The organism is Exercitatus varius (genome assembly GCF_029577735.1).
GTDB lineage: Bacteria > Pseudomonadota > Gammaproteobacteria > Enterobacterales > Pasteurellaceae > Exercitatus > Exercitatus varius.
On record NZ_JARQTO010000003.1, the window covers coordinates 126,246 to 140,396 of the forward strand.

Genomic DNA, 14,151 nt, shown 5'->3' on the forward strand with positions numbered 1-14,151 from the left:
GCTTGCCAGCCCACCAATAAACAGAATATCGAGAATGTCTAACTATCGTCGTGATTTTACTGAAGGTGCAATGTATTTTTTACGATAGTATTATTAGATCGTAAAAGTACATTGTTAACTGATTTTATTGGTGATTTTCGTGAAGCCTATCGTGAAGTTCAATCTTATTATCCCTTTGAAACTATTGCGATTGTAGTATTGCCTGATCATTTTCATGTTATTATGCAGTTGCCTGAAGGTGATAGTAATTATTCCCGAAGAATTGGTGCAATTAAAACAAATTTTTCGAGGCGTATACAGAATCGAACGGATAAAACAGCAAGTCAATTAAAGAAAAAGAGAAAGTGGTATCTGACAAAGGCGGTTTTGGGAGCATCTGATTCGAGATGATCGAGATTTGAACAATCATATTGATTATATTTATTATAATCCTGTTAAACATGGATATGTAGCGAAGGTTAGTGATTGGGAATATTCATCATTTCATCGTGATGTTAGACTTGGTTTTTTTGATGAAGATTGGGGCGGAGATATTTGTCATGAAATTTCCTGTCTTGATTTTGAATAATAACTTATTGGTGGGCTGGCAAGCCCACCCTACAGATGGCATAAAAAAAAATTTATGAATCATAACATTATCGAATTAGCGCAAAATTTAATCCGTCGTCCGTCCGTTTCGCCGGATGATCAGGGTTGCCAGCAAGTTATTGCGCAACGACTGGAACAATTAGGATTCGTCATTGAATGGATGCCCTTTAACGATACTCTGAATCTGTGGGCGAAACACGGTTCCGGTGCGCCGGTTGTGGCCTTTGCCGGGCATACGGACGTGGTGCCGCCCGGAGATGAAAGTCAATGGACTTATCCGCCTTTTGAAGCCAAAATCGTGGATGATATCTTGTACGGGCGCGGCGCGGCGGATATGAAAGGCTCGTTGGCGGCGATGGTAGCGGCGGCGGAAGAATATGTGAAAGCCAATCCGAATCACGCCGGCACGATCGCGTTTTTGATTACGTCGGATGAAGAAGCCGCCGCTAAAGACGGCACGGTGCGCGTGGTGGAAACCCTGATGGCGCGCGGCGAAAATATTGATTTCTGCATGGTTGGCGAACCTTCCAGCTCAAACACCTTGGGCGATGTGGTGAAAAACGGACGGCGCGGCTCCATTACGGGTAATCTTTATATTGAAGGCATTCAGGGGCACGTGGCATATCCTCATTTAGCGGAAAATCCGGTGCATAAAGCGTTACCGTTTTTACAGGAATTAACCGCATATCAATGGGATAAGGGTAATGCATTTTTTCCGCCGACCAGCCTGCAGATCGCCAATATTCGGGCGGGAACCGGTTCTAATAACGTGATTCCGGGCGAATTATATGTGCAGTTCAATTTGCGTTATTGCACGGAAGTGACGGATGAGCTCATCAAAAATACTGTGGCGGAGATGCTGAAAAAACACGGCTTGAAGTATCGTATTAACTGGGATTTATCCGGCAAACCCTTTCTCACTGAAGTGGGAAAATTGGTAGACGCAGTGGTAAACGGTTTAGAATCGATCGTTGGTATTAAACCTAAACTGGATACCGGCGGCGGCACATCAGACGGACGGTTTATCGCGCTAATGGGTGCGGAAGTGGTGGAACTCGGTCCGTTAAACGCCACCATTCATAAAGTGAACGAATGCGTTCCCGTGGCGGATTTAGTGGCGCTGGGCGCCGTTTATCAACGAATGCTGGTTAATCTTTTGGATTGACCTCAATTTATCCGGGCATATTAGGTGCGTTTTTTTTCGATCTTAACGAACGTTCATAATTGCCCGACAATGTAACCAAAAATGAAATTAACACCCGAACAACTAACCGGTAAATCCCGCACGCATTTGCTGCCGTTGCCTTGCCCTTATTCGTCGAACCATTTTCTGCAAGCGCAGGCGGTGCGGGCGTTTCAGGCGTTACAGCAAAGTGCGGTAAAAAACGGCTTCAATTTACAACCCGCCAGCAGTTTTCGTGATTTTTGGCGGCAGCAGCTGATTTGGAACGGAAAATTCAACGGCGAACGCAAGGTGCACGACGATCACGGAACTGCGGTAAATCTGACCGCACTTTCTTCATGGGAAAAATGCCAGGCCATTTTGCGTTGGTCGGCTTTGCCGGGCGCCAGCCGCCATCATTGGGGCACGGAAATTGATTTTTGGGATCCTGATCGCATTCCCGAAAATCAGTCGCTTCAGCTTGAACCCTGGGAATACGAACAAGGCGGCTATTTTGCGGATTTAAGCGCATGGTTAGCGGATAATCTGGCGATCTTCGATTTTACCTTGCCGTTTATGCAATCCGAAAAGTCAATCGAAGTAGGGCGCGAGCCTTGGCATATTAGCTATTGGCCTTTGGCGGAACAAGCGCAGAATCAGTTTACGTCGGAGCTTTTGATTTCCGCCTGGGAAACGGAAGAAATCGGTGGCAAAGATTGTTTAATTGAACATTTAGATGAGATTTTTGAACGGTATTTCGTATGACAGGTAGGGGGCATGTTTGTGACAGGTAGGGTGGGCATGCTTGCCCACCAAAAAGTTTCTAATGGTGGGCTGGCAAGCCCACCCTACGTTCAAGCCCAACCTACGTTTAATCTTCCAGAATCAATTCTTTCAAATATTGATAAATCTCGCGGTAGGCTTTAGGCGCTTTGTCTTGCTCTTTTTCTTTTTTCGCCGCGCGCACCAGATTACGCAAATGCTGGCGATCCGCTTGCGGATAGCCATCGTAAAATTTTGTTAATACCGCATCGTCGCCGGCAACCAGTTCATCGCGTAGCTGTTCAAGCTTATGCAACATAGCTTGTTGTTGGTTGTGCTTATTCTCAATTTTATCCAAACTTTCACGAATATGATTAATTTCATCTTCTGTCGCCGAACGCAGTAATTTGCCGATAAATTGCAACTGGCGGCGTTTGGCTTCTCTCTCCGAACGACGAGCCAGATTTACGGCGTCCAGCAAGCGCTCGTTTAATGGGATTTTGTCTAAATTGGTCTGGGTTAATTCGACTAATTTTGCGCCCAGTTTTTTCAATTCTTCCGCGTCACGCTTGATCTCGCTTTTGCTCACCCAGATGATTTCTTCCTGTTCGTCGTCCGTCCAGTCCAGTTCCGGTTTTTTGCCCCGTTTTTTCATTGTTATTCCTTTAATGTGAAATTTTGCGACATTCTAGCAAATAAGCTACAATGCGACAAATATTCGGTAGGGTGGGCTTGCTAGCCCACCACTTAACTTTAGGTTAACGGTGGGCTAGCAAGTCCACTCTACGTTTTAAGGAAAAACAGTGAAAACAGAACAAAATTCGACCGCACTTTTGAAAGCGCTGGAACAGGAATTGCGCGATGCGGTGAGTTATGCGGTAGAAATTGCCGCCAGAGCCGGCGCGACGGCGGAGGTTGCCGTAACTAAAGTCAGCGGCTTGTCCGTTTCCACTCGTTTGCGGGAAGTGGAAAATGTGGAATTCAATAACGACGGCGCCTTGGGTATTTCGGTGTATTCAGAGCAGAGAAAAGGCAGTGCGTCCACCTCGGATTTAAGTCGCGAAGCCATTAAAAATGCGGTGGAGTCCGCGTTGGCGATTGCCAAATATACTTCGCTCGACGATTGCGCAGGCTTGGCGCCGAAAGAGCTGATGGCGTTTGACGCGCCGGATTTGGATTTGTATCACCCGGCGGACATCAATGTGGATACCGCTGTCGAATTGGCTTTACAGGCGGAATCCGCCGCCCTGGATTACGACGAACGTATCGTAAACAGCAACGGCGCATCCTTTAATTCTCATCAAGGCGTGCGCGTATACGGCAATAGTTATGGCATGTTGCAGAGTTATTTATCCAGCCGTTATTCCGTTTCCTGTTCCGTATTGGGCGGCGCGGACGATGAATTGGAAACCGATTATGAGTACACGGTTTCCCGCAAACTTGTCGAGTTGGAAAGCCCGGAATGGGTGGGACGGCATGCCGCCGAGAAAACCATTTCTCACTTGAAACCGCAAAAAATTGCCACACAACAATGTCCGGTGATTTTTATGAACGATGTGGCGACGGGATTAATAGGACATCTGGCGGCGGCAATCAGCGGCGGCAGTTTGTATCGTAAAAACAGTTTTTTGCTCGATAAATTAGGCCAAAAAATTCTACCCGACTGGTTTCAAATCAGCGAACGACCGCACCTAATCGGGCGTTTGGCTTCCACCCCTTTTGACAGCGAAGGCGTGCGTACGCAAGCGCGTGAAATTATCGAAAACGGCGTGTTGCAGACCTATTTGCTCACCAGCTACAGCGCGAAGAAAATGGGCATGCAAACCACGGGGCATGCCGGCGGTATTCACAACTGGTTGGTTAAATCAAATTCTCACGAAAAATTGCCCGCACTTTTACGTCAAATGGGCACAGGCTTGCTTGTCACGGATTTGATGGGACAAGGCGTGAATATGGTCACGGGCGACTACAGCCGCGGCGCCTCAGGTTTTTGGGTGGAAAACGGCGAAATCCGCTATCCGGTATCCGAAATCACCATTGCCGGTAATTTGTCGGAAATGTTAAATCGTATCGTAGCGGTTGCCGATGACATCGAATATCGTTCCAATATTCAAACTGGATCTATCTTATTGGAAAATATGAAAATTTCAGGGAATTAACTAAAATATAAAAAAGAGTTGTTGACAATAATTCTCATTTAGCTTAATCTTAGTGTCATCTGTTAAGGCATAGATGCTCCGACAGGTAGAGTAGAAAGTAAATTCGTTAGGGCAAAAACTGAAGTTGTATGACTTCAGTTTTTTTTTTGCTATAATCTTAAAAATTTTAACAAAGGTAAATTGAATGAAAAAACATCATGTTGATGTCCTGATTTCCGAGCGGGAAGTGCGGTCAAAAATTCAATCTTTAGGCAAAGAAATCACTGAATTTTACCAGCAAAAACAAGTTGATAAATTAATCGTGATAGGTTTGCTGCGCGGTTCGTTTATGTTTATGGCGGATTTGGTGCGGGAGCTGAAATTGCCGGTGGAAATTGAATTTTTAACGACTTCCAGTTATGGCACAGGTATGACCTCTACTCACGATGTGAAAATCAGTCAGGATTTAACCGGCGATATCAAAGGCGAACACGTATTGATTGTGGAAGACATTATCGACACTGGTTACACACTGGATAAAGTGCGTGCCATTTTAGCTCTGCGCGAGCCTGCGAGCCTTTCGATTTGTACTTTACTTGATAAACCTTCCCGTCGGGAAGTTTCGGTGTCCGTAGAATGGGTCGGTTTTGAAATACCCGATGAATTTGTTGTGGGTTACGGCATTGATTACGCGCAACGTTACCGTAATTTAGGGTTTATCGGAAAAGTGGTTTTGGAAGATGAATAATTCAACTTATTAATAAAAAGAGACAAGTATGGCAAATTCAGAATTAGCGAAAAACGATGAGATTGATCTCATTGATTTAATTAAGGTTTTATGGAAAAAGAAACTGACGGTTATTCTGTCAGCTTTTTTATTTACGATTGTTGCGGCTATTTATGCTTTTACGGCTAAGGAAAAATGGACTTCGACGACCGAAGTTATTGAGCCGACTATTGTTGATATGGGAGCTTATGGGAATGCAAAATTACGTTTTGCGCAGATTTCGAAATTACCCGATATCACAATCGATACGATATCAAAAAGCCTATATGCTAAGTTTGATCGCCTTGCATTTTCCCTAAATGAACGAAGAAATTTCTTCGCTCAATCGGATGAATATAAAGGGTTAATTCAAGATCAAGATGAAAAAGGGAAACGCAAAATTTTGTCTGATTTAATCACTGAGGATACCGCAGTGGTTCGTCCTGATCCGAAGAAAAATACCGATATGTTTGGTAATAGAATTACTTTTTCTGCTCAGACGCCTGAAAATGCGCAAGAAACATTAACTCAATTTATTGACTTCATTAATGAGAAAGCATTCGAATTAGATAAGAATGAGTTTCAAATGGAAATTGCACAACAAATTGATAATTTAACTAATGAAAAAAAAGAAATTGAAGAATCTTTAATGGTGCAAAAAGAACAAAATAAAGACGATTCTAAACCGTTAAACGTTATTCCCCAGTCTCTGCCTCAAACCAGTTCAAATTCATCCTCTCAATCTGCTCAAGACTCAGCTTTAGATCCTGCAATGGCGTTATTAGTTTATGGTGACGATTATTCCCGAATGCAGTTAAGAATTATCACAGGACAAGTTGATCAACTGAAAGCGTTACAGAATGAAGTTAAAGGATTAAAAGCACAAACCTACACTTATCAGGCTTCACCAAGTTACCCGGTTCAACGCGACTGGCCTAAACGTGCGATTTTGTTGATTGTGGGAGCTGTGTTAGGTGGTATTGTGGGTTGTGCAGTAGTTTTAGTAAAATTTTTCTTAAGTTCTAAAGAATAATTCAAAGTTGAGTAGGTTATATTATGACCAAGCTAAAAAGTATTAAAGGCAACCAAAATCTTGCTAATTCTTTTTATTTAGTAAGTTTTTGCTTTTACCTGATTAATACTTTTTTAAATCATTCAATGTTTGCTCAACTCTCATCCTATGTTTTGATCAAAGTGATATTATTTTCAGCGGTAATTTTATTTTTACTGCTGAAAATAATTTTGATTGATTCTTTTTCGTTTAAAGAAATTATAATTTACTCTTTTCTTTTCTTATTAATGTGTCTTATCAGCCTAAAAACCGGTGACCGACAATTAATCACGTTAATTGCTCTTGTTTTAGGAGCAAAAAATGTGGATTTTAAATATGTATTAATAGTTTTTCTTACTACAATAATTTTATTATTAGTATTTACATATATTTCAACGTTGGTAGATATTATCCCAAATCTTCAATATTCCAGAATCAGAGATGGGGAATTGAAAATCCGGAATTCTTTTGGAACTATTTATCCAACAGTTTTTGCTGCATATTTACAAAGTATTGTGATTGCGTATGCCTATTTAATGAATCCAAATAAATTAATAAATCACTTCTTTTTATTATTGTTAGCTTCTTTATGTTCATATCTTGCTTTAGATTTGGCTGATGCAAGGATGTCTGGATATAGCATTCTTCTTTTTCTATTAATTTATTATTTCAGTATTTGTTTATTTAGAAATATTTGTAAACATAAATTAATGATATTACTTATTACATTAACCTATTTAATAGGCTTTATCACGATATTTTATCTTTCTTATTATTATGATCCTGAAAAGGAAATTTTTGCACAGATTAATAACGCTTTAAGCGGACGATTATTTTTAGGCTATAAAGCATTACAAGAATACTCAATTCCTTTGTTGGGGCAAGAAGTTGAGTTTATTGGCTTAGGTGGTGCGGTACAAGAAATGTCAGAAGATTATAATTATGTTGATTCATCTTATCTACAGTTTATGATGCGATACGGTGTCGTTTTCACCGTTATTTCGATCATAAGTTTTATGAGATTAACCTATAAACGCTTAAAATTAAACGATTACAGATTTATCGCCGTTATTTTTATGCTTTCATTTAGTAGTATGATTGAAGATCGTTTATTGGATATTTCAATAAATGTGTATTGGGTATTAATGTTGGCATATTATAATAATTTTAAGTTACCGATTAATTATGCAAAAAATTAGATCTGTTAAGTTTAACTTTATAATGAACCTAATTTTAACTGGTTCTAATTTTTTATTTCCATTGATCACGTTTCCTTACGTATCAAGAATTTTACAGCCGGAAGGAACAGGGAAAGTAGCATTCGCAACTTCATTTGTTACATATTTTGTTATGTTTGCTTCCTTTGGGGTTGCTAACTATGGTGTAAGGGCAATAGCACAAGCCAGAGATAATAAAAATACTTTAACTAAAGTCACACATGAAATTTTATTCATTAACATTATAATGATGTTTTTTGCATATGTAATTTTTGCATTAACTTTATTTTTTTCAGATAAATTGTGGCAAGAAAGAATATTGCTGAATATTTCATCATTACTTATATTTTTTACCATTATTGGTGTGGAGTGGTTTTATAAAGGTGTTGAACAATATCAATATATTACAATAAGAACCATTGTATTGAGATTAATTTCGCTCGTTGCAACTTTTATATTTATAAATTCAAAAGAAGATTATATTTCATTTGCTATTATTAGTATTTTTGCAGCTGTCGGTTCGAGTATTATTAATTTAATCAATCTTAGAAAATATATTGATTTTAAGTTATATAATCATTATGAAGTTCTAAGACATATAAAACCCATGTTTTTACTTTTTTTAACTAGTTTTGCCATTGCCGTTTATACAAATACGGATGCGACTATGTTAGGGTTTATGCGAAACGATACGGATGTGGGCTACTATAATGCAGCAATTAGAATTAAAGCTATTTTATTGAGCATCGTAACTTCATTAGGAGTGGTTTTATTGCCGAGACTGTCTTATTACATTCAACACAATATGACGGAAGAATTTAACTCAGCATTAAATAAATCTGTTAATTTTATTATGCTTATGGCATTACCCGTTGCAATATTTTTTGTATTATTTGCAAAAGAAACAATTTTGGTTCTAGCAGGAAGTGCCTATTTAGAAGCCGTTTTCCCATTACAAATAGTGATGGGTACCGTTTTATTTATTGGGATCACTAATATTTTAGGCATTCAGATTTTATTGCCGCTAAAGAGAGATGGAGCGTTATTGATTTCCGTGATATGCGGCGCTATTGTTGATATTATTTTAAATCTCTTTTTTATTCCTAAGTTTGGTGCAATTGGGGCGGCTATCTCAACAACAACAGCGGAATTTATAGTATTATTGATTCAGTGTATTTTTGTAAAAAATTATTTGAAAGTACTATTTAGTAATATTCAATATGTAAAAATTACTGTAGCGTTAATTGTGAGTGCCTTTTTTACGAAGTGGTTATTAAGTGCGGTCAATTATTCAGAGCTTTTAGTGCTTATATTAGCTGCATTTATCTTTTTTAGCCTCTACCTAATCTTATTGGTGCTGACAAAAGAAAAATTTTTATTTGAAAATATCTTTATGCAAATAAAGCATAAAGTAAAACATTAATGTAATGATATGAGGAATATCAATGAAATATGATTATTTAGTAGTAGGTGCAGGTTTATTCGGTGCAGTATTTGCACGAGAAGCGGCTCTTGCAGGAAAAAAAGTAAAAGTGATTGAAAAACGTAACCACATTGCAGGAAATATCTATACCAAAGAAGTGGAAGGTATTCAAGTGCACGAATATGGTGCGCATATTTTCCATACCAGCGATAAAGAAATTTGGGATTATGTGAATCAATTTGCTGTATTTAATCGTTATACCAATACGCCTATTGCAAATTATAAAGGCGAAATTTATAACTTACCGTTTAATATGAATACCTTTAATAAACTTTGGGGCGTAGTAACACCTGCGGAAGCATTAGCAAAAATTAATGAGCAACGTCAAGTATTAAATGGTAAAGAACCAGAGAACCTTGAAGAACAGGCTATTTCTTTAGTGGGAACGGATATTTATAAAAAACTCATTAAAGATTATACGGAAAAGCAATGGGGTAAAGCATGCACAGAATTACCCACTTTTATTATTAAACGTTTGCCTGTTCGTTTAACTTATGATAACAATTATTTTAATGATACTTATCAAGGTATTCCAATTGGCGGTTATACACAAATTGTTGAGAAAATGCTTGATCACGAAAATATTGATGTTGAAACTCATGTCGATTTTTTTGTAAAAAAACAGGAATATTTAACCGCTTATCCGAAGATTGTTTTCACAGGTATGATTGATGAATTTTTTGATTATCAATTAGGTGAACTGGAATACAGAAGTTTACGCTTTGAAACTGAAACTTTAGATATGGAAAACTATCAAGGGAATGCTGTGGTAAATTATACCGATTCAGAAACGCCTTATACCCGTATTATTGAACATAAGCATTTTGAATTTGGTACGCAACCTAAAACAATTATTACCAAAGAACATTCAAAAACATGGCAAAAAGGTGATGAACCTTATTATCCTGTGAATAATGAAGAAAACAACCGTCTATATGCACAATATACAAAACTTGCAGATGAACAAAAAAATGTTATTTTTGGTGGACGTTTAGGGATGTATCGTTATTTTGATATGCATCAAGTGATTGCCGTGGCATTAAAATGTGTTCGTAATGAATTAAATCGATAAGGTCATTAGATGAGAAAGATCTCTATATTACATTTATCTCAGGTTTCAGGTGGCGGAGTAGAGCAATATATAAAATTGTTCCTTAAATATTCAGATACAGAACGTTTTATCAATTATCTTGTTTCTCCAAATGTTGGGAATTATAAGGGTCATCAAGAGAAAATAAGAAAATTATATGAATTTAATATGGAACAGTCATTTTCTTTTCCTAAATTGGTAAGGAATGTCTTATTTATTAGAAGTATTTTAAAAGAATGTAAACCAGATATTTTGTATCTTCATAGCTCTTTTGCTGGTGTTATAGGTAGGCTTGCGGCTATTTTTTTACCCTGTAAGGTTGTTTATAATCCACATGGTTGGTCATTTAAAATGAATGTTTCATTAGGTAAAAAATTATTTTATAAGCTAATTGAAACAGTGTTATCATTTTTTACAGATAAATATATTTTGATTTCACAATCTGAATATAACTTGGCAAAACAAGTTTGCTTTAATAAGGAAAAATTGGCATTAATTTATAATGGTGTGGAAATTAATTCATCTAGAAATAATGGGATGGTTTTCCCTATCAATGAAAAATATGTTATTGGCATGGTAGGTCGAATTAGTGAGCAGAAAAATCCATTGTTTTTTATTGAGTTTGCAAAAGAAGTATTTGAGCTAAGAAATGATACTTTTTTTATTATTGTTGGAGATGGTGAATTAAGAACAGATATCGAAAATAAAATATTAGAGTATGGATTGCAAGATAATTTTTTGATTACTGGATGGGTTAGCAATCCTCAAGATTATTTGGCTATTTTTGATCAAGCAGTTTTATTCTCTAAATGGGAAGGATTATGTCTCTCTGTTGCTGAATATATGCAACATAAGAAACCAGTATTAGCTACTAATATTGGTGGGATAAATGATCTTATTGAAGATAATGTAACAGGACTATTAATTGATGAGGGGGATTTAGAAAGTGCGGTTAAGAAATCCTTGATTTTTAGGGATAATGCCCTATTGAGCGAACATTTAGGTAATGCCGCATATCAAAAACTGCTTTCTAAATTTTCAATTAGAAGACAAATGAGTGAAATTGAATTGATGTTTAAAAAATTAATTAAAGGATAATATATGAATTATATTGAGCAATATCGTGATTTACGAGATAAAACCATGACACCAGAAAAATATGAATCTGCAAAGCAAGATTATTTTGCATTTTATATTGGTCGTCCATTGTCTTACTGGCTAACTATTCCTTTTTTGAAAACAAGTTTAACACCAAACCAAGTATCGTATATTTCAATTATTCCAATTTTTATTGGATTTCTATTGATGACATTTTTTGAATCAAAATCAATGCTCATGTTGGGTTGGTTTATGTTTTTTTTATGGAATTTACTAGATGGAGTTGATGGAAATCTCGCACGCTATAGAAAGCAATTTTCTAAAGATGGAAGTGTCATTGATGCAATGGCAGGATATGCAAGTATGGCTTTTACATTTTTATCAGCAGGTGTCGCTGCAAGTAATTATGATAATCTTAGTTTAGAGTCTAAATATTTTATTATCTTAGGTGCATTATCAAGTATTAGTTTGATTTTTCCACGGTTAGTAATGCATAAATATATTAATAGTGTAGGTACTGATACAGCTTCAGAGAGTGTAAAAGATAAAAAAACATTTAGCCCATTAAAAATTTTAGCTTTAAATTTAACTTCTATTACGGGGCTTCCACAGGTATTTCTTTTTATTGCAATTTTGACTACAACACTAGATTATTTAACAGTAATTTATTTTGTTATTAATATTGCAATTATGTTTGCTTCCCTTCATTCTTTATTGAGAAAAAAATAATATGAAAAAGATAGTTCTTTTAAAATGGACATTTGATAATGTTGATGGTGGAGAAAAAGTTGCTATAAATTTAGCTAATGAATTAGCAAATTATAATGATGTGTATTTAGTAAGCCTAAATTCATCTAAATTACCTTTTTATCCTGTTAGTGATAAAGTTCATTATGTTAATTTAGGTTCAGGTAGGAAAAGAATCAGAGATGGTTTTTTATCTAACATTATGAAATTAAGAAAGTTCATTATTTCTAATAAAATTGATATTATTTTTTCTATTGGCGTGTCAACAAATTTATTTATGTTGCTATCTAGCCTTTTTTTAGGCATTAAAACAGTATTTTGTGAACATACTAATACAAAATTTAAGCAGCCAGGACTTATACATCTATTCCAACGATATTTAGGTGCCAAATATTCAACAAAGATAATTACTTTAACAAAAGAAGATAGAGAAAACTATATTACTGAGTATGGAGTGCCTGAAGACAAAATAGGATTTATTTATAATTGGATAGATACCAGCGTTGTCAATGAAATATATGATCCAAGTATTAAGAAAATATTAACAGTTGGTCGATTTACATTCCAAAAAGGCTATGATATTTTAGCTATTGTTGCGTCTAAGATTTATGATAAGTATCCTGATTGGGTATGGGACATTTATGGAGATGGAAATCTAGAAATAAAAGAAAAATTACAAGACATACCTAATATCTGCTTAAAGGGTATAGTTAAGGGAACTGAAAATATATTCCCTGGTCACTCTATTTATGTCATGACATCTTATTTTGAAGGATTGCCGTTAGTTTTATTGGAAGCAAAACAGTTCAAATTACCTATAGTTAGCTTTAATTGCCCAACAGGTCCTTCAGATATAATTCGCAATGGGGTAAATGGGTTTATCATAGATGAATTTGATGTGGAAAAAATGGTAACTAAAATTAGTCAATTAATTGAGAATAAAACTCTAAGAGAAGAATTTTCTAGCAAATCTAATTTAGATGTTGAAAAGTTTTCTAAAGATATGATTTTAGATCAATGGTTAAATTTAATAGAGAGCTTATAAATGAATAGAAAAGTATTGAGTATTGTAGTCCCATCTTATAATGCTGGGCTCTATCTTCCTGAAACTATTCCAACAATGTTATCTATTTCTAATTTAGATAAGTTAGAAGTTATTATTGTGAATGATGGTTCACAAGACAATACATTAGCCATAGCTAGTAAGTTGAAATCAGACTATTCTGATACTATTGTTATAGTTGATAAAGAAAATGGTGGGCATGGTTCCACTATTAATGCAGGTATTAAGGTCGCAACAGGTAAATATTTTAAAGTTGTGGATGCGGATGATTGGGTAAATACTGAAAATTTATCTTTATTGATTGATTATTTATCAACAATTGATGATGATGAAGTGATTTCTCCATTTGTTAAAGTATATACAGATACAAAACGTGAAGATGTGTATTCATACAATGTAAGCAAGTCTAGAGCAACCTATAATTACGAATCTTTCTTATCTGAAATTAATGAATTACCCAAAATGCATGCAATTACCATAAAAACGAATATTTTGCGTGATAATCAAATTCATATTGATGAAAATTGTTTCTATGTGGACTTAGAATATAACACTTTTCCAATGCCATATATTAAGACTATCTCTTATTTTGATAAGCCGGTCTATCGATATAGACTTGGTTCTCCAACGCAAAGTGTGAGTATGGCCAGTTATATTAAGAATGTAAAAATGCATAAAACAGTTATTTTTGCTCTGATCAGGTTTTATAATCAATATGAAAAGGCAACGGCTATTGAGAAAAGATTGTTAGAGAGTCTAATTGAGGAAATTATTACAATTCATACCAATATTCACTTATCTATGAAGGATGTAGAAACTTCTAAAAAAGAGTTTTTATCATTTGAGCATGAAATTTTAAGTCGTAATAAATTATTTTCTGAAAATAGCTTAGGTAAAAAGTTAAAGATTTTGAGAGCAACAAATTATCTCACTTTTGGTTTAATGAGTTTCCTTAATAGACATTTCATTCAGAAGAATTAGAGGAT

The 14,151-nt window shown here is 35.9% G+C and carries 14 protein-coding genes; 13 read left to right on the forward strand and 1 reads right to left on the reverse strand.

Annotated features, from left to right (window positions below; translation table 11 throughout):
* The first annotated feature begins 111 nt into the window (after positions 1–111).
* From P7M01_RS04780 to P7M01_RS04790, 3 genes are all read left to right on the forward strand, one after another.
* On the forward strand, positions 112–390 hold the full coding sequence (locus tag P7M01_RS04780) for a transposase (RefSeq protein ID WP_317483222.1): 279 nt from the start codon (positions 112–114) through the stop codon (positions 388–390).
* 232 nt (positions 391–622) lie between these two features.
* Positions 623–1,753 carry a succinyl-diaminopimelate desuccinylase gene (dapE, locus tag P7M01_RS04785; RefSeq protein WP_317483221.1) on the forward strand — a complete coding sequence of 377 codons (1,131 nt, stop codon included), beginning with the start codon at positions 623–625 and terminating at the stop codon, positions 1,751–1,753.
* Positions 1,754–1,834: 81 nt separating this feature from the next.
* A complete protein-coding gene (locus P7M01_RS04790; protein ID WP_317483220.1) occupies positions 1,835–2,515 on the forward strand; it encodes a M15 family metallopeptidase in 681 nt (226 codons plus the stop codon).
* A gap of 106 nt (positions 2,516–2,621) precedes the next feature.
* Here the strand turns inward: P7M01_RS04790 and yjgA are convergent, their stop codons facing one another.
* Positions 2,622–3,167, reverse strand: a complete 546-nt coding sequence (yjgA, locus tag P7M01_RS04795) for a ribosome biogenesis factor YjgA (RefSeq protein ID WP_317483219.1) — start codon at positions 3,165–3,167, stop codon at positions 2,622–2,624.
* 148 nt (positions 3,168–3,315) lie between these two features.
* Here yjgA and pmbA point away from each other — a divergent pair, with 148 nt between their 5' ends.
* The 10 genes from pmbA (at position 3,316) to P7M01_RS04845 (ending at position 14,146) form a co-directional block, all read left to right on the forward strand.
* Entirely contained in the window at positions 3,316–4,671 is a 1,356-nt protein-coding gene (gene pmbA, locus P7M01_RS04800) for a metalloprotease PmbA (protein ID WP_317483218.1), read from the forward strand.
* Positions 4,672–4,855: 184 nt separating this feature from the next.
* Entirely contained in the window at positions 4,856–5,398 is a 543-nt protein-coding gene (gene hpt, locus P7M01_RS04805) for a hypoxanthine phosphoribosyltransferase (protein ID WP_317483217.1), read from the forward strand.
* A 28-nt stretch (positions 5,399–5,426) separates the two neighbouring features.
* Entirely contained in the window at positions 5,427–6,449 is a 1,023-nt protein-coding gene (locus tag P7M01_RS04810; protein WP_317483216.1) for an LPS O-antigen chain length determinant protein WzzB, read from the forward strand.
* Positions 6,450–6,472: 23 nt separating this feature from the next.
* Positions 6,473–7,666: a hypothetical protein gene (locus tag P7M01_RS04815; protein WP_317474909.1), complete on the forward strand. Its 1,194-nt coding sequence runs from the start codon at positions 6,473–6,475 to the stop codon at positions 7,664–7,666.
* Positions 7,653–9,107: a flippase gene (locus P7M01_RS04820; RefSeq protein WP_317483215.1), complete on the forward strand. Its 1,455-nt coding sequence runs from the start codon at positions 7,653–7,655 to the stop codon at positions 9,105–9,107. Before P7M01_RS04815 ends, P7M01_RS04820 begins: the two co-directional genes overlap by 14 nt.
* A 22-nt stretch (positions 9,108–9,129) precedes the next feature.
* Entirely contained in the window at positions 9,130–10,239 is a 1,110-nt protein-coding gene (gene glf, locus P7M01_RS04825; RefSeq protein ID WP_317483214.1) for a UDP-galactopyranose mutase, read from the forward strand.
* Positions 10,240–10,248: 9 nt separating this feature from the next.
* Positions 10,249–11,355 (forward strand): glycosyltransferase family 4 protein, encoded by a 1,107-nt coding sequence (locus P7M01_RS04830; protein WP_317483213.1) that lies wholly within the window; start codon positions 10,249–10,251, stop codon positions 11,353–11,355.
* 3 nt (positions 11,356–11,358) lie between these two features.
* On the forward strand, positions 11,359–12,084 hold the full coding sequence (locus P7M01_RS04835; protein WP_317483212.1) for a CDP-alcohol phosphatidyltransferase family protein: 726 nt from the start codon (positions 11,359–11,361) through the stop codon (positions 12,082–12,084).
* 1 nt (position 12,085) lies between these two features.
* Positions 12,086–13,147 carry a glycosyltransferase family 4 protein gene (locus P7M01_RS04840; protein WP_317483211.1) on the forward strand — a complete coding sequence of 354 codons (1,062 nt, stop codon included), beginning with the start codon at positions 12,086–12,088 and terminating at the stop codon, positions 13,145–13,147.
* Complete coding sequence (locus P7M01_RS04845) at positions 13,148–14,146, forward strand: glycosyltransferase family 2 protein (protein WP_317483210.1); 999 nt, start codon at positions 13,148–13,150, stop codon at positions 14,144–14,146. It abuts the gene before it with no gap.
* Positions 14,147–14,151 lie beyond the last annotated feature (5 nt).